A 17,502-nucleotide genomic window follows, 5' to 3' on the forward strand; every position below is an offset into this window, starting at 1 on the left:
GCAAATAACTAATTTCGCTTAGCATCGTTCATATTCATGTAAAGATTCTTGATGACATATAAACGTAGCACAAAATATGCTATGATTAAGCATTTAGAATAGAACACCATAAAAGTGTTAAGAGGCCACCTAATGAGCGTTGATGCCAGTTACGATTCAAATAATATTAAAGTCCTAAAGGGTTTAGATGCAGTAAGAAAGCGACCGGGAATGTATATCGGTGATACTGATGATGGCACCGGTCTGCACCACATGGTTTTTGAGGTTGTAGATAACTCTATAGATGAAGCACTGGCGGGCTATTGCAAAGAGATTTTTGTAACCATCCATTCTGATGAATCAATCACAGTTAAGGATGATGGACGAGGAATTCCCGTAGATATTCATAAAGAAGAAGGGAAATCTGCTGCCGAAGTAATCATGACGGTTCTGCATGCCGGGGGTAAGTTTGATGATAACTCCTATAAGGTATCTGGTGGACTACATGGTGTGGGCGTGTCAGTAGTTAATGCGTTATCCGAAGAATTGCATATGACGGTGCGTCGAAATGGGAGAGTACATGAGCAACACTATCGGCATGGGGTTCCAGACGCGCCTATGGCAGAAACAGGTGATGCAACTACCACCGGAACGCAAATTTGGTTCAAACCGAGTGCTGAAACTTTCTCTAATATTGAATTTCACTACGATATTTTAGCAAAACGGCTAAGAGAGTTATCTTATTTAAACTCCGGTGTGTGTATTCACTTATATGATGAGCGCTCACAAAGACAAGATACTTTCCATTATGAGGGTGGAATAACAGCGTTTGTAGAGCATCTCAATAAAAATAAAAACGTCATTATTCCGACCGTTTTTTCCATGATCACTGAAAAAGATAACATTGTTGTTGAACTCTCAATGCAGTGGAATGACTCTTATCAAGAAACTCTTTATTGCTTCACAAATAATATTCCGCAGCGCGATGGCGGAACACATATGGCTGGTTTCAGAGCCGCCTTAACCCGAACTCTAAATAATTACATCGAGAGTGAAGGGTACGCTAAAAAAGCTAAAGTATCACCAACGGGAGATGACGCTCGTGAAGGATTAACGGCAGTACTTTCTGTAAAAGTACCCGATCCTAAATTCTCTTCACAGACAAAAGATAAACTTGTTTCTTCTGAAGTAAAAGCGGTTGTTGAATCTGGTGTTGCCGAAAAATTTAATGATTTCCTCCTGGAAAATCCATCCTGTGCAAAAGCCATTGTTGGTAAAATCATTGATGCAGCGCGCGCGCGAGAGGCAGCGCGACGTGCTCGAGAAATGACAAGGCGTAAGGGCGCCTTAGATATCGCTGGCTTGCCTGGAAAGCTTGCAGACTGCCAAGAAAAAGACCCTGCTTTATCAGAACTCTATCTCGTAGAGGGAGACTCAGCAGGAGGCTCGGCAAAACAAGGGCGAGATAGAAAATTCCAAGCGATTTTACCGCTCAAGGGAAAAATATTAAACGTTGAAAAAGCACGTTTTGATAAAATGCTTTCATCGCAAGAGGTTGCTACACTAATTACTGCATTAGGTTGCGGTATAGGACCTGATGAATATGATCCAGATAAAGTACGTTATCATCGTATCATCATTATGACTGATGCCGATGTGGATGGATCGCATATCAGAACGCTGCTTCTTACTTTCTTCTACAGGCAGACAACGGAGTTGTTGGAGCGCGGTTATATTTATATCGCACAACCACCATTGTATAAAGTGAAGCGCGGAAAACAAGAGCAGTATGTGAAAGATGATGAGGCCTTGTTTGAATATTTAACACAAAGTGCTTTGGATGGTGCAGCTTTCTATCCTGGAAAAGATATTCCACCAATTACTGCTATGGCTTTGGAAGAGCTGGTTCACCAGTATCGTCGCGCTGAGAAGATTATCAAACGCTATAAAAGAAGATATCCAAGTGATATTTTGAAGCGTGTAGCCTACTTACCCATATTGCAGAACGAAGATTTTAGTCAGCAAGAAAAAATTGCAAGTTGGTGCAAACAATTGCATTTGAGCCTGCAACAACTTGGAAGTAAGACAGAGCAATATCAGGTTGAGGTTCACTCACTCGAGGATAGCAATCAGTTTATACCTAGAATAATTGTTACCCAGCATGGAATGCAAAACTACATCCCGATGAATGTAGAGTTCTTCTCTTCTAAAGACTATAAAGAGTTAGTTAATCTAGGCTCTAAGTTAGCAAGTTTGGTGGAAGAAGGAGCTTATATCAAACGCGGCGATAAAGAGTTAGTTGTCGAAAATTTTGAGCAGGCATTAGGCTGGTTAATGGATGAAGCGAAAAGAGGCCAGACTATTCAGCGTTATAAAGGTCTGGGAGAAATGAACCCCGATCAACTCTGGGAGACAACAATGGATCCAGCTGTGCGGCGAATGCTGCAAGTGAGCATTGAAGATGCGGTTGCGGCAGATGCTATTTTTACCACGTTAATGGGTGATAATGTTGAGCCTCGAAGAGAGTTTATCGAAAGTAATGCTTTAGAAGCAGAAAATATAGACGTATAAAGCATCTTGCATGATCATTCGACTTGAATGATCATGCAACATCCACCCCTCAAAGTAAACCGTGAGCAAAAACACCTTTTAAAAAGAAAAATTATTTTAAATCAAACACATATGATTCTTTAAAACATTTCTGGACAAATGATATCACCTATGACAGGATATCTATCACTAGAAAATACCTACTAGCCGTACAGTTTAGAATGTAAAGGCCTCTTTCAAACCGAGTCAATATAATGAAGTAATTTAAGTAACTACACTGCTGTTTTGTACTCAGCTAACATCGTTGCGCTTTATGGTTGTAAAGGATTTAACTATATAAAGGAAACGTTATGAAATTAAAATTGAATGGGTTGCCATTTAAACTTCTAGTTACACCAGTTGTTTTAGCTTTATTGAGCCTCCAGGCTTATGCACTACCGAAAGCTCCAGGGTTAGCACATCATCCCATCCACTATAAACCAAATACCCCCCATTTCTTGCCTTCAGGATTAACACCAAATCAGGTCAGTGTAGCCTACGGGTTTAATTCAATTAGTGCTCAAGGCCAAGGACAAGTTATTGCCATTGTAGATGCATTTGATGATCCTAAGATTGAGGCGGACTTGCGTGTATTTTCAAAACAATTTGGTTTACCTGCATGTACTACTGCAAATGGATGCTTTAAAAAGATTTATGCAAGCGGTAAAAAACCAAAGACCGATGCTGGATGGGCGGGCGAGATCGCTCTGGATGTGGAGTGGGCGCACGCCATGGCTCCTGCTGCTAAAATTATTTTGGTCGAAGCAGCAGATGACAGCATGGATAATTTATTCAAAGCAGTACAAGTTGCGGTAAATAGCGGTGCTACAGTTGTTTCAATGAGTTGGGGTGCTGGTGAGTTTGCTGGACAAACCTCCTATGACGCTATATTTAATAATCCAAACGTAACCTTTACTGCCTCTTCTGGCGACAGTGGTGCAGGAACAATTTATCCTGCGGCTTCCCCATATGTTTTGGCTGTTGGGGGAACTACTTTATATGTGGACTCATACGGGAATTATCAGGGTGAAGCTGCATGGTCGGGAAGTGGTGGTGGAGTAAGTACGGTGGAAGCTTGGCCAGATAGTCAAAAAAATCTGCCTATCCCCCAAGCCAACAACATGCGCGGAGTTCCTGATGTAGCATATAATGCTGATCCAGAGACTGGATTTTCAGTGTACAGTTCAGTTCCAGGTGATGGCGGTGTCGGTTGGTCGGTGGTAGGGGGCACAAGCGCAGGGGCACCACAGTGGGCAGCAATTGTTGCAGTGGCTAACTCCATGAATGCTGTCGTCTACGGCGGTAGCTTCGCTAACTTAGTTTATGCTGCGGGTAATCCAAGTACTGGAAATTACTATTATAATTTTAACGACATTAATACTGGAAGTAATGGAACTTGCGGTTATTACTGTACAGCACAAGATGGCTATGATTATGTAACAGGTTTAGGCTCTCCAGAGCTTGGTAGCTTGATCCCAGATTTACCAAATTACCAACTGATAAAGATTCCATCACTTCAATAAGTAAATCCACTTTTGGTTGAGCTTAAGACTCAACCAAAAGCTGTTCTTCTTAAAAACGTTATTTTAACTCGATACAAGCTGTAATCATTTTGTGGCGTTTCCATGACGCATGTCTTGAATCGGTACGAGTTTTTGATTGAGTACCCAACAACATATATGTATAATCCGCACGCTTTGTGAATCTAAATTTGACATATCTTTGAGGCGAATATGATTTTTGTAGTTATTGGTGGAGCATCAGGCTCCGGAAAGACAGGGTTATCCCAACATTTATTAACAAAATTAAAACAAGCTGGAACAAGCGCACAAATATTAAATATGGATGATTATTATCGTGAAATTCCAGTAGGTGTTGATATTGCGGAATTTCGTAAAAAAACTAATTTTGATACACCGGATATGCTGCACTTAGATTTATTAAAACAGCATATTGTTGCATTGCATGAGGGCCTATCAATCACTAAACCTATTTTTGATTTCAAAACGAACAAACGTATCGGTGAAGAGACGGTGCATCCATCTGATGTGATTATTCTAGAGGGGATATTTGCGCAATATTTCTATAAGCACTACTGGTCATCTGAGCTGCCTGTCGTCACCGCAAATGTCGCAACTGACAATTATTTAGATATCATTGAGCGTCGTATCAAGCGCGATATGAAAGAGCGCGAACGAAAGCGTGAAGAGAGTACAGCGCAGGAACAAAAAAATGTTGGCCCTGGCTTCCTAAAATATACGGCCAGTAGCTCTATGGGGGCAGATGTATTTGTTATCAATGAAAATAGAGATGGAGCTGATGGGCAAAATCTTATTTTAGATGCTGCGGCTGATGAAATTATCGTTGAAGTCGAACAAAAACTAGCGGCACAACAGGTTGGTTCGCTAGAGGACAAAAAACCTTCACCCAATGCACAAGAACTCATCGCGAAAAGCCATCTTATTGCCGGAACCTTATTTCAACCACGCAGATTTGAAGGGCATTTTAGTGGTGTGTTTGGGGACTTTAAAGGAAAATATGTTCGGGAGTTTTCTGTACGGGAAGCAGAAGAAATTACCGCACCGTTTAAACCCTAGGAGAGCTTAGAATTATCATAATCCTTCAAGACGCTGTTATTCTTGGGAGCATCGTAGGTTGAGCCTTGGCCTAGCAATAAGTAATAAATTGCAAATTCTCGGACGCCACAACAATGCTTAGAATAGGGGATCTCTCTTCGCACCAGCCATGGCAGGAAGAGAGATTTTTTCTTATGGAGAAATAAGATACATTAAGCGTTTAGTGTGCTGCATCCTTGCAGCGAAGTACATCCCATGTACTTGTCCCTTAGTTTGACTTCCTGTCAGACGAATCCGTGTCATCCCTTTGAGTTACAGTATAGCCTTTTGGCTGTTGTTGTCATTGCGCAGATAGAGCAACAATGCGTAAGAAATATCTCAAAGAGAAGCGTGCGTTGTCTTAGGCTCCTGTTGTGTAATGCAATGAATTCCACCACCTCCAGCAAACACATCCAGCGCATCAATTTGTGTAATATGATAATCAGGATATAGCTGCGTGAATAATTGGTAGGCAGCTTTGTCATGCTGTTCATAACCAAAAGCAGGCATGACAATTCCTTTATTTGCTAAATAAAAATTAATATAGGATAAGGTCAACCGTTCTCCATCAAGATAGGTTGCTGGTGGTTGTTCTACCGTGTACACCTCTAACTTTCGTCCTTTAGCATCAGTTGTTGATTTAAGAATTTCCAGGTTTTCATGCAAGGTTGCGTAGTTAGGGTCTTCCTTATCATGCGTGATAAGACAAAGTACTTTTCCTGGTGCAATAAAACAGGCGATTTCATCAATATGTCCATCTGTTTCATCCCCTAATAAGCCCTTGTTTAACCAGATAATTTTTTGAGCACCAAGAAAATCATACAAATAATGTTCAATTTCTTGTTGACTGAGTTGAGGATTGCGATTCTCATTAAGCAAGCATTCGCGTGAGGTGAGCACGGTTCCTTCACCATCTACATGAAATGAGCCACCTTCCATAACTAAAGGTGCTGAAAAGGCCACGGCGTGGGTTCGCTTCAAGATGGCTGCCGCAATTTGGTTATCCAGCGCACAATCTTTATAGTTGCCACCCCAAGCATTATGAATCCAATCAACCCCAGCCAATTGTTGCTGCTGGTTTAACAAAAAAGTAGGCCCTGTATCTCGGGTCCATGAGTCATTAATTGCCAGAGTAAACAATGAAATTTCATCACCACATAGGTTTTTGGCTGATTCTTCATCCCCGGGATTGACTAACATAGTTACCGGCTCATATTGCGCTATGGCATGTGCAACCCGCGCATAAGCTACACGTGCTTTTTGCAGGCCGACTTTAGACCAAGTGTCGAGATGACAAGGCCATGCCATCCAACAGCGCTCATGAGGATGCCACTCAGCAGGCATAAAAAATCCGCTTTGTTTTGGTGTCATCTTATTATCTCCGAACATGTTCATCTAAATAGGTTAATTGAGAAAAAATGCTTCTTAATTCATTCAAATACAAAAGTGCAGTTTCCTTAGGTAATTCCGCATGGATTAATTGCTTCTCATAGGATTGCACTAATTTTTTGGTATCAAAATGAGCGAGATTCAGAACGTTAGTCACGGTATCGCCACTAACCAAATCATTAAGTTCAAACTGCCCATCGTCAGAGAGCTTGACGTCTAAGGAATTGGTATCGCCAAATAAATTATGCAAATTACCTAGGATCTCTTGGTATGCACCTACCAAGAAAAATCCTAATGAATATGGTTTGTTATCATCATACTGTGGCAGCATTAGCGTCGAGTTCACACAAGAACTACCAAGATATTCTTTAATAGTACCATCTGAATCGCAGGTTAAATCTTGCAAAACACTGTGCATTGCCGGTGTTTGTGTAAGCTGTGAAATCGGCGCGATCGGAAAGATTTGCCCTATAGCCCAAGCATCAGGAATCGATTGAAAAAATGAAATATTGCAAAATACTTTAACGGCCATATCTTCATTAATTTTTGCCAATAAAGTTTCTTCAGTGGGATTTTCCTCGTTGAGGCGTTCTTTAAGTTCCAGACATATATTGGTATAGAATGCTTCTACTTTCGCCTTCTCCTGCAAACTAATAACCCCATGCTTAAACAAAGAATGTGCTTCATTCAAAGAATGTTCTGCATAGTTGTATATCTCAATAGGTGCACTTGCAGTTATTGAGTGATATGTGTCATATATATCACGAATCACATGTGAGTCTTCTTCAGTAATTTCCGGAAGAGACGGTGATTTATTCATTATTTCTATATCACTAATATCAGAAATTAAAACCGCATGGTGAGCCGTTAATGCTCTTCCTGATTCTGAAATAATGTTGGGCTCAGGAACATTGGCTTCCTGGCAAAGATATTGAATGGCGAGAAGAATGTGGGTGGCATATTCATGGATGCTGTAATTCATAGAGCAGCCTTGATTTGAATGCGTTCCTTCATAATCCACACTGAGTCCACCACCCACGTCAATGGTATCTATGGGCGCATTTAATTGCCGTAACTCGACATAGTATCGAGATACTTCCTGCATGCAATGGCGAATATCGTGAATGTTGGCAATTTGTGAGCCCAAATGACAATGCATGAGTTGTAGGCAATCGAGCATATTATGGGCTTTTAATTGATTCACCAACTCGAGCACTTGTTTTGCAGTAAGACCAAACTTGGATTTGACACCACCAGTGTGCTCCCATTTGCCGGCACTTTTCGTGATTAAACGGATACGAACCCCTAGAGTTGGTTTTACTTTTAAGCGCGCAGACTCTTTTAAAATAATGTCCAACTCGGATATTTTTTCAACAACAATGAAGACCTTATGTCCCATTTGCTGGGCAATTAAGGCTGTACGTATGTAATAACTGTCTTTATAACCATTACAAACAATGGTGCCGTGTTGGTGATTACTCAGCATGCCAATTACCGCCATGAGCTCGGGTTTTGAACCGGCTTCTAGCCCTATCGTATGATTGGGTGATTTCAATAGTTCACGCACAACACTTTGTTCTTGGTTTACTTTAATGGGGTAAACCAGCTTATATTGCCCTGTATAGTCATTTTCTGCTATGGCTTGCGTGAATGCTTCGTAAATGCGATGCACGCGGTCATGTAAAATATCAGAACAACGAATGAGCAGCGGCAAATGGAGTCCTGTTCTGCTCGCCTCATTAACAATAGCCTGTAGCTCAACACCTGGTTTACCTGGTGCTTTGCTTATTTCAATATTCCCTCGGGGGTTAATACTGAAGTATCCCTCACCCCAGTTGTTGATGTTATATAAATTTTCTTCATGTAGTGCACTGTTGTTCATATATCGATATTCCAAAGGACTTAACGTGGTTTTACAAGGTCATGGTAGGTAGAAGGCTCTCGCTGCTGTGCAAAAGGAAACAATCTTCCCCATAATGCGCGTTGCCCAAAGTCTAATTCGGCGACTAATACGGCAGGTTTGTCTCGAGATGCTTGTGCTAAAACTTCTCCCATAGGTGTACTTATGAAGCTGCTACCATAAAACTCTAATCCGTCTTCACAACCAATTCTGTTGGCTGCAATGATAAATGTATTACTCATGATTCCCTGGGCAACCATAACTTTTTGCCACATAGGTTGTGTATTGACTTCAGGAGCAGTTGGTTCGCCGCCAATTGCAGTGGGATAAACCAAAATTTCGGTGCCTTTTAAACCATAAATTCGTGACAATTCTGAAAACCATTGATCATAGCAGGTCGGCAAACCCAATTTATGTCCTGCAATTTGGTGGACTGGGTAATCAGAGTCTCCAGGTTTAAAGTAGAAATTCTCATGGTATTTTTCCCCGCTAGGAATGTGCTGCTTGCGGGTTATGGCAATAAGCTCACCTTTATTGTTATAAGCCACGGCAGTATTGTAACCTGCTTTTTCAAAGAGTGAAGCGGTGATGCTCACATTATACGCTTTTGCCATTTTACTGACAAACTGAGTTGTAGGGCCGGTATGGATATCTTCCATAAATGGGGTGGGATCAACATCTGGGCGAGTACAGAAATAAGGGCTTAGTGTCAGCTCTTGCAAACAAACAAGGGCTGCTCCTTGTTGTGCCGCGGCAGTAATTCCGGACGCCAGTTTGTCTTGATGTTCTTTGGGGTTTTCATGCCATTTTTCTTGCACTAATGCAACAGTAAGTTTTTCATGCGTCATTAATATCTCTCTTGAAATTAAGGATCAAAATAAAGTGCCCTTACAAAGTAAGGGCGGGTGTGTTTCAGTTTAATGTGGCGTGAAAGAGGGTGAGTCTTCAAGATATTCTTCTTCCTCTTTATTCTCAGGCGTTTTACCTTGAGAAAGCTCATCATCAGCATCACTACCTGATTCAAATTCTTCTAAAGGCAGCGATTTTACACGTAGGAGAGGTGTTGGCGATTTTTTATATAAAAAGCCACTTGGATTGCTGGCTTGAGAACCGGTTTTCTTTGTCTCAGTACTTTCTTTGGCACTAATAGAATCGGCAATAACTCTAAACGGATTGGTTTCATCAAATGCTTCAGAGTGTAGGAGCTCTAATTCATGTTGGATTGATGCTTGGTGAGTAGATTCTAAAGTAGACAACTTTCCTGCAATGGATGTTTCATGACCTTGTAATAAGGTACTGAACATATTGACGAACGTTTTGCAGGTTTCAGCTTTATAATCGCGGCTGGTAAAAAATTTCTCTGGATTGTCACTTAATAACAATGTCTCTATATTTCGACGCAACGTAAACGCAAGCTGAATTTTTGCTGCGAGAATACTCTTAGGAAATACCGTACTTAGAGTATGCGCGATTTTGCTGCGTTCCTTTTCTGGCGTACACAAGGCTAATCGTTCGGCAATAGCTGACTCATTACTTTCTAATACCTGTGTGGCCAGATCGCTAAAGCGATGAAAAGGTGCAGGGTCAAATTCTTTTGCTAGAAATAAAGCATGTGGTGATTTATTGCGCAAATCATGTAACGAATTGATATGCTGTCTTACCAGATGCGCTGTGCGGAGTACCTCGTGGAACGTTCCCCCATTTTTAGCGAAGTTGTCTAAAGCTTTAATGTGGTTACTGTATTGTTTGAATTTTGATTCCGGACAAGCAGCAATTATCTTAGTTGCAAGCGCCAATTGTTCTTTAGTGCTTAATGCATTAAGCACTTTTGCGTTCTCAGCTAGGGCATCATCATCGCTCAGCTGCTCATAGGGATTTTCTAGTGCAATTATTTCTTTATAAGTAAATACCATTTAATCCTCCTTAATTAAGGTGAGAAAGGTACTGAACAATTATACAAAGGAGTTTCTCCCAAAAAATATAAGCATTATCTCCTTTGTCCTCTTTCGGCATAACCGAAATTCCTTTTATCGACTACAGAGTTAAATTTGCACACTATTTTAACGGATTAAAATCGAACTGTCATGAAATTAATCTAAAGTTTTACGAAAAAGTGTCGAATAACTGATCAGATGCATGTTTTGCCTTAAAAAAATACAATAACAATAAGGAGTGGGCAATGTCTAAAACTCATTTACTACAAGACCCCTTTTTAAATGAATTACGCAAAGAAAAGGTGCCTGTATCAATTTTTTTGGTCAATGGAATTAAATTGCACGGTATTGTGGATTCTTTTGATCAGTATGTGGTCATGCTGAAAAACTCAATTACACAAATGGTTTATAAGCATGCGATTTCTACGGTTGTGCCATCACGTGCAATAAAAATGCCGGCTGAAGACGAAAACTCTGGAAACGATGGAGCTGTGGAGAGTTAGAAGCAGTGGAATTCTATTATAGGCCTGAGTGTGGTTTGCAGAAAATCAATAGGCGTTGTTTTTTGCTGCACTCGGGCTTGTTTATGTGGTCTTTGCCGAAGGGTAGCACATCATGAACCACGATGGGCTATACTAGCTATTAATCATCATAGATAGTTCATATTGACTCAAAATTGATGAAGGCGTTAATTGGGCTGGATGGAAATAGATCTTTCTCAGAATCACCTCAATGGTCATCGCGTTTTTGTTTCAACAGACCAACATTTGGGGCTCATCTATTCTAACTATAGTGTTTTTTTTCTTCTTTTGACATAAACTGGCTTCTGTAGTTTTTAGCCTTATAAATAGGGGTTTCTACGCGCTTACACTGTGTTGTGATGCGAGATCCCTCGCTATGCTCGGGATGACGGGGTACAGTTTTGCCAGAATAGTAGAAATGTAATTAGGCTCTAATAAAAACATATTTTTTCGGAGAATAAGTTAGTGTTTGAACGTCCTCAAGGCGGTGAGCGTGCAGTATTGGTGCAATTAGCACTACCGGGAGTTGATGCAGATAAAGCATTGCAAGAATTTGAAGAGTTAGCGCTTTCCGCGAATGCGGAGATTTTGGATTGTGTTTTAGGTACACGTGCAACCCCAGATGCTAAATATTATCTCGGTAAAGGTAAAGCAGAGGAGATTGCACAGCTTGTTAAAACACTTGATGCAGAGTTGGTTCTCGTCAATCATGAATTATCCCCCTCACAAGAACGAAATCTGGAGCGTTTATTTGAATGCCGTGTGGTTGACCGAAGTGGTTTGATTCTCGATATATTTGCCCAGCGTGCACGTACGTTTGAGGGAAAATTGCAAGTTGAGTTGGCTCAATTGCAGCATTTATCAACGCGCCTAATCCGAGGCTGGACGCATTTGGAGCGCCAAAAAGGAGGGATTGGACTACGAGGCCCCGGTGAAACTCAATTGGAAACAGACCGTCGTTTACTGCGAGAACGCATCAAATACATTAATAAACGCTTGGAAAAAGTACGTAGCAATCGTGATCAAAACCGCCAGGCGAGACGCAAAGCCTCTTTGCTCACGGTGTCTTTAGTTGGTTATACCAATGCGGGGAAATCCACTTTATTTAATGTGTTGACTGGTGAAAGCATTTATGTGGCGGATCAGTTGTTTGCTACTTTAGATCCTACGATGCGCCAACTTAATTTACCGGGTTCTTCCTCCGTGATTTTAACTGATACCGTGGGATTTATTCGTGATTTGCCCCATCAATTGGTCGAAGCATTTCGGGCAACTTTGGAAGAGACACAGCAGGCGGATTTATTGCTGCACGTGATCGATATTTCTGATCCGCATTGGCGAGACAACGTTTTTTCAGTGCAACAGGTTTTAGATGAGTTAGGAGTACATGATATTCCTGTCATTCTGGTATTCAATAAAATTGACTTAAAAGAAGGGTATGAGCCTAAGGTGGATTATCAGGAAGAGAAATGTAAAGTATGGATCTCTGCTGCGTCCAATCTGGGGCTGGATTTACTCAAAGAAGCAATTAGCACCCAATTACATGGGGCTGTTCTTATTGAGCATGTAGTGCTTAAAGCGACACAGGCAAAATTGCGCGCACAACTTTATGCATTAGGTTCTGTTTTAAATGAATCGCATGATGAGCACGGTGATTGGTTGTTACAAATTCGCATCACTAAAGAACAAAAACAACGTTTGTTTGCAGAGAATACGCCCTCGCGAACGGAATAGCTTTGTAGCCTGGCCGCGCAGCGGAGCCCAGGCTATAAGATCCAAAATACAATGATTTAAGTCTTTTTTATTACCGTGTCTAAGGTTTTAATATCTTGGCCGCCATAGAGCGTATCAACGAGCTCACCTTGGGGATTAATCACAAAGGTAACCGGCACACCAATAATATCACCTAATCCTAAAGCAAGTGCTGGATCTGAAGCGAGTGAGGGGTACTGGATATTGAATTTTTGAATGAGTTTCTTTTGTTGATGTACTGGGAGCCCATCGTAATTTACAGCAAATAACACAACGGAATCTTGCTCATGCTTTTGATAAAAACGGTTCAATTCGGGGATTTCATCAATACAGGTTTTACACCAACCGGCCCAATAATTAATAAGCACCCACTTCCCTTTTAGAGATGAAAAAGGAATTGTGTTGCCTAGGGTATCTTTAAGCAGCACATCTGCCTGGCTTATAGATGTGATGCTCATTAAGATAAATGCGACAAATAAATTTTTTATTTTGAAGTTCATAGTTATCTCATATTTCGAAAGCTATTCCATTCTATGGTAAGTGCTCATAGGAAAAAATATTTTTTCATACTACATCAAAAAATGCAAAATCGCTCGTATTTAATCGCGCATTAATGAATTGGGACCAACATAGTAGATCATAGAGGGATGGTTTAGGTATGATGATCGTATTTCAAAAAAACTAAAATCCTATGGCCAAACTCTATTTTTATTTTGCTGCAATGAATGCTGGGAAAAGTACGGTACTCCTGCAATCAAGTTATAATTATCGCGAACGCGGAATGAACACTTTGTTATTTGCGCCATCAATTGATAATCGATATCAACACGGCGAAGTACATTCGCGTATAGGACTCTCCGAACAAGCTTTGATTTTTAATCCAAATGATGATCTATACCAGCAAGTCATGGCACAAGAGAAAGAATATGCCTGTGTTTTGGTTGATGAAGCCCAGTTTTTAACCCGTACGCAAGTTCATCAATTAACAGAAATTACCGATCAACTTGGAATTCCTGTGCTTGCCTATGGCTTGCGTACCGATTTTCGCGGAGAACTCTTTGAAGGAAGCCAATATCTTTTAGCATGGGCGGATGAACTTGTTGAACTCAAAACCATTTGTCATTGTGGACGTAAAGCCACGATGAACTTACGCTTAAATGCTCATGGTGATGTAATCACTGAAGGAGATCAAGTCATTATAGGCGGTAATGATATGTATTCATCAACGTGTAGAAAACATTTTAAGCAGGGAGAACCAGGACTTAATCGAGCTATAAAAGAACCCTCGATGGAGAGTGTTTTTGACCTGGATTAAGTGTTCATCCGTTAATTAAAATCCTGTCTGTTACAACAGGTTCCTACGCGATAAAGAATATCTGGAGTGTAGGGTGAAGGACTGCAACCTGGGTTTCCACTTCGTTTCACCCAGGCTACATTTCCTGCCCACCGGGAGGCTCGCTAGATAGTTCATCTATGACGGAACGCTTATAATGTCGGCGCTTCGCCAGTGCCAGGTGCTATAGGTTCTTTTTTAGGATTGGATTCAATTAGAAAGCGAGCGTACTCAAGGAGTGCTGGCGAGCCAATAGGAATCTCCTTGGGAACACTTTTCAATACCATCGTTTCTTCAGTTGCTGTATACCCTTCAATAAGCGCACGATATTCAGCAGAGCTCATTAAAGTAGAGGCATCAGCGAGTACTAAAATTCTACTGTCGGGTGCGATTAATTCTAATTCACGTGCTCGTTTATTCATTTTGTCAAATTGTTTGTGAAAGTAGGCGCCCTCACCCGTGGTAGTTGATGCAACCTCTATTGCCATCATTCTTTGACAGAAGCTTGGATTGACAATAGTTGTCGCCTGTACTTGCTCAGCTTTAGCAAATCCTTTCAAGAAGCGTCCGGCAGCCCCCTCTACAATGACCATACTATGTAGATCGGTATCAAAATTTAGGCGCCAGTCATCTTCTGGTCTTGCGCCTAAGATTGCCGTTGTTTCATTATTTCCCTGGGCAAGATCAAAAATGTCCTCAACTCGTCTAAAGTCCCCAACATCCTGTTCTCCATGAAGGAGCTTTTGATAACATTGAAATGCTTCAACATCGACATGTCGTGCTGTTTGCGGACGAATATATACACAGGGTAAACACGTGGAGGCAATGGCTCCTTTCGCACTGATGAGCTGAAATCCAACCATATATTCTCTCACCGTGTGTGGATCAGGTGACATCGAAAATAAAGCACAGCTCTTAGGGACATGTATGTATTTAGCAATATCTAAATCAAAAGGTCTTTTGGCATAGAGCCCTGCACCAAATCGTCCATCGGTTGCAATATTTACGACCTCTTTAAATCCTGACATCCCACGATGAACTATATATGGTCCTCTGGGCAAACTTTTTAATAACTCCTCATATTCCATCTTTGCTGTTTTTACAGATACTTCTGCAGGTGGATGATGGGCGCCCTTAGGTGCATGATGGGCGCCCTTAGGTGCATGATGTGTGCCCTTAGGTGCATGATGTGTGCCCCCATGTGCATGATGTGTGCCCCCATGTGCATGATGTGTGCCTCCATGTGCATGATGTGTGCCCCCATGTGCATGGTGTGTGCCCCCATGTGCATGGTGTGCACCGCCCCCTGTAGCTGTATGTGGTGATTTTCCAAAAAGTCCTTTGGGAGTAACCGCTTTTAAAACCGCTGCGCGGCATGGGGATGGGGGTACGCGTACACGTAGAGGTCGAGTTACTCTGCCTAGCATAATTTGGCCCTCCGGCTTATTTTAATTAAATGCAGTTATTTTAAATAAACTGTTTTTTTTATAAGCATAGCAGAGAAATTTGTGTTTAAAAATAGGCCAGGCGGATTAATTTATGAATGTGCAAAACGCCGCCCCCAACATAGTGGGGGTTGAAAACGATATTTGGGTTTGGGTTCTGTCGCAAAAAGTTATTTACCAAGGCAAGATCTCGATTTTTGCATAGGAATGGTGAGCGATGATTAGTTTTAAGTAGCATCATTAAGCATAGCAGAGAAACTTTTGTCTAAAAAACAGACAATTCGTGTTGGCTTATAATTCATAGATAAAACTTCTTAGCCCCACACTGGCGGCTAAGAATAACGTGCTGAGCTCGTTGTATCCGTGGGTATTACTGGTGTTTTCTCAGGATTGGATTCAATTAAAAAGGCCACATACTCAATGAGTTCTTCAGAGCCAATGGGAATACCTCTTGGAACACTTTGTAATACCATGGTTTCACCGGTTGTTGTATGCTGCTCCATCAGCTCAAGATATTTAGGTGAGCTCATTAGAGCGGATGCATCACTCATTGTTAATATTCTTTGGTCGCCTTCGATTAGTCCTAATTCTTGAGATCTTTTCGTCATCGTTCTATGGTATTTGTCATAAAATGCCCCTTCACCAGAAGCAGTTGAGAAGACTTCAATGGCCATGAGTCTTTTAGAATATCCTGGATTCTCAATCGTTGTTGCTTCTACAGTATTGGCATTTGTAAAGCCGCTCAAAATACGTCCTGCACCTTCTACTAGCACGATGCTATGGATATCTCTATCAAATCGGGGACGCCAATCATCCTGTTTTGTTGCACCTAATATTACAGTGGTTTCATTATTTCCATGAGCAAGATCAAAAATATTCTCGTATTGGGTCCGATTTCCTAATTCCACCGCCGCATTGATGACTTTCTGATAATGTTCAAACAATTCCACATCGACATGTCGTGCCGTTTGTGGGCGAATAAATACGGCCGGTAAGCCCATGGAGACAATAGCGCCTTTTGCCGTGATGAGCTGGAACCCTATCATATATTCTCTAACAGTGTGTGGGTCGGGAGAGGTAGAAAGCAATAAGCTGCTCTTAGGTTTATCTATAAATTCCGCAATATCTAAAGAAGCAGGTCTTTTAGTGTATTTCCCCGCGCCAAATTTCCCATGGGTTACAATACTTTCTACCTCTTCAAGTCCGGCCATGCCGCGATGAAGGGGGACGCTTTTGGGTAAGCCCTCAAGCATTGTCGGGAGATCTACCTTTGCCTTTTTAGCAGGTAGAAGCACGGTTGACTTAAGCGTTTGCTCGAACTCTCGAGCGCGAAACGTGCTGCTAAAAATGGTACCCAATCGACCACTATAAGAAGAGCTTACATTGCTTAAAACCGTGGAGCCGAAAGGACTGAGTACAAGTTTATCTGCTTTTTTCCACATTTGTGTCTCCAGAAACTTTAGAAAGAGAAATAATTTGGGCGGCAGCGTTAAATTTGATTAACGTGGCCTTTATTTGATCATAGCACAAGAAAGTTTTTGTTCAAAAAACGGAATCTATGAATTTATATAGATCAAATTAATATATGTTTAGGAGGTGCTGTTGATGGCAGAATTTCTGCTTTAGTCCCGTCTACAGGGTGATTAAAAATACTTCTGATGAGCAACGTAGATTTTTTAGTAGATTTCACCGCTGCAGACGATTCTGTTTTTTCTGTCACAACCAAATCTACAGGGCTAGAAGTGGTTGTTTTCAGGGATCACATCACCTCGAGCTAATTTTTTTTTGTGTTTTCGTATGTTTTGTGTGGCCGCAAATTAAATATTATTCAATGTGGTCATTTGCTGAATGTATGATGCAATAAATTTATTTGCAAGGCTTAATTTTGTTGCTAAGTGCAGATTGCGAGAGCTTGTTGAGAGTTAAAAAATTTCTTCGTGCATTAAATGGGCGGCTATTGATTTAGGCCTTTGATTAATATTTATATCGCCTGATAAATTTTGGACTATGCTATATAGCAGTGATGTGGAAATTAATGTTTTTTG

13 protein-coding genes are annotated in these 17,502 nt (G+C 41.1%); 6 read left to right on the forward strand and 7 right to left on the reverse strand.

Annotation, left to right across the window (positions count from 1 at the left end):
- Positions 1–132 precede the first annotated feature (132 nt).
- From gyrB to Lste_RS13365, 3 genes are all read left to right on the forward strand, one after another.
- Entirely contained in the window at positions 133–2,550 is a 2,418-nt protein-coding gene (gyrB, locus tag Lste_RS13355; protein WP_058511414.1) for a DNA topoisomerase (ATP-hydrolyzing) subunit B, read from the forward strand.
- A gap of 329 nt (positions 2,551–2,879) precedes the next feature.
- Positions 2,880–4,091 carry a S53 family peptidase gene (locus tag Lste_RS13360; RefSeq protein WP_058511415.1) on the forward strand — a complete coding sequence of 404 codons (1,212 nt, stop codon included), beginning with the start codon at positions 2,880–2,882 and terminating at the stop codon, positions 4,089–4,091.
- 210 nt (positions 4,092–4,301) lie between these two features.
- Positions 4,302–5,165, forward strand: a complete 864-nt coding sequence (locus Lste_RS13365) for a uridine kinase family protein (RefSeq protein ID WP_058511416.1) — start codon at positions 4,302–4,304, stop codon at positions 5,163–5,165.
- A gap of 357 nt (positions 5,166–5,522) precedes the next feature.
- Here Lste_RS13365 and Lste_RS13370 read toward each other — a convergent pair whose 3' ends face one another.
- The 4 genes from Lste_RS13370 to Lste_RS13385 form a co-directional block, all read right to left on the reverse strand.
- On the reverse strand, positions 5,523–6,554 hold the full coding sequence (locus Lste_RS13370) for an agmatine deiminase family protein (RefSeq protein ID WP_058511417.1): 1,032 nt from the start codon (positions 6,552–6,554) through the stop codon (positions 5,523–5,525).
- A gap of 4 nt (positions 6,555–6,558) precedes the next feature.
- On the reverse strand, positions 6,559–8,454 hold the full coding sequence (gene speA / locus Lste_RS13375; protein ID WP_058511418.1) for a biosynthetic arginine decarboxylase: 1,896 nt from the start codon (positions 8,452–8,454) through the stop codon (positions 6,559–6,561).
- Positions 8,455–8,474: 20 nt separating this feature from the next.
- A complete protein-coding gene (locus Lste_RS13380) occupies positions 8,475–9,320 on the reverse strand; it encodes a carbon-nitrogen hydrolase (RefSeq protein ID WP_058511419.1) in 846 nt (281 codons plus the stop codon).
- A 69-nt stretch (positions 9,321–9,389) separates the two neighbouring features.
- Positions 9,390–10,385 (reverse strand): lpg0008 family Dot/Icm T4SS effector, encoded by a 996-nt coding sequence (locus Lste_RS13385; protein ID WP_068310940.1) that lies wholly within the window; start codon positions 10,383–10,385, stop codon positions 9,390–9,392.
- Between the two features lie 266 nt (positions 10,386–10,651).
- Here Lste_RS13385 and hfq point away from each other — a divergent pair, with 266 nt between their 5' ends.
- Both hfq and hflX read left to right on the forward strand, forming a co-directional pair.
- On the forward strand, positions 10,652–10,909 hold the full coding sequence (hfq, locus tag Lste_RS13390; protein ID WP_058511420.1) for an RNA chaperone Hfq: 258 nt from the start codon (positions 10,652–10,654) through the stop codon (positions 10,907–10,909).
- A gap of 483 nt (positions 10,910–11,392) precedes the next feature.
- Complete coding sequence (gene hflX / locus Lste_RS13395) at positions 11,393–12,661, forward strand: ribosome rescue GTPase HflX (protein WP_058511421.1); 1,269 nt, start codon at positions 11,393–11,395, stop codon at positions 12,659–12,661.
- 56 nt (positions 12,662–12,717) lie between these two features.
- Here hflX and Lste_RS13400 read toward each other — a convergent pair whose 3' ends face one another.
- Positions 12,718–13,179 carry a TlpA disulfide reductase family protein gene (locus Lste_RS13400; protein WP_058511422.1) on the reverse strand — a complete coding sequence of 154 codons (462 nt, stop codon included), beginning with the start codon at positions 13,177–13,179 and terminating at the stop codon, positions 12,718–12,720.
- Between the two features lie 191 nt (positions 13,180–13,370).
- Here Lste_RS13400 and Lste_RS13405 point away from each other — a divergent pair, with 191 nt between their 5' ends.
- On the forward strand, positions 13,371–13,994 hold the full coding sequence (locus tag Lste_RS13405; protein WP_058511423.1) for a thymidine kinase: 624 nt from the start codon (positions 13,371–13,373) through the stop codon (positions 13,992–13,994).
- A 170-nt stretch (positions 13,995–14,164) separates the two neighbouring features.
- Here the strand turns inward: Lste_RS13405 and Lste_RS13410 are convergent, their stop codons facing one another.
- Positions 14,165–15,439: a hypothetical protein gene (locus Lste_RS13410; protein WP_058511424.1), complete on the reverse strand. Its 1,275-nt coding sequence runs from the start codon at positions 15,437–15,439 to the stop codon at positions 14,165–14,167.
- Positions 15,440–15,789: 350 nt separating this feature from the next.
- On the reverse strand, positions 15,790–16,899 hold the full coding sequence (locus Lste_RS13415) for a hypothetical protein (RefSeq protein ID WP_058511425.1): 1,110 nt from the start codon (positions 16,897–16,899) through the stop codon (positions 15,790–15,792).
- Between the last annotated feature and the right edge of the window lie 603 nt (positions 16,900–17,502).

The organism is Legionella steelei, assembly GCF_001468005.1.
In the GTDB taxonomy this organism is placed as follows: domain Bacteria; phylum Pseudomonadota; class Gammaproteobacteria; order Legionellales; family Legionellaceae; genus Legionella; species Legionella steelei.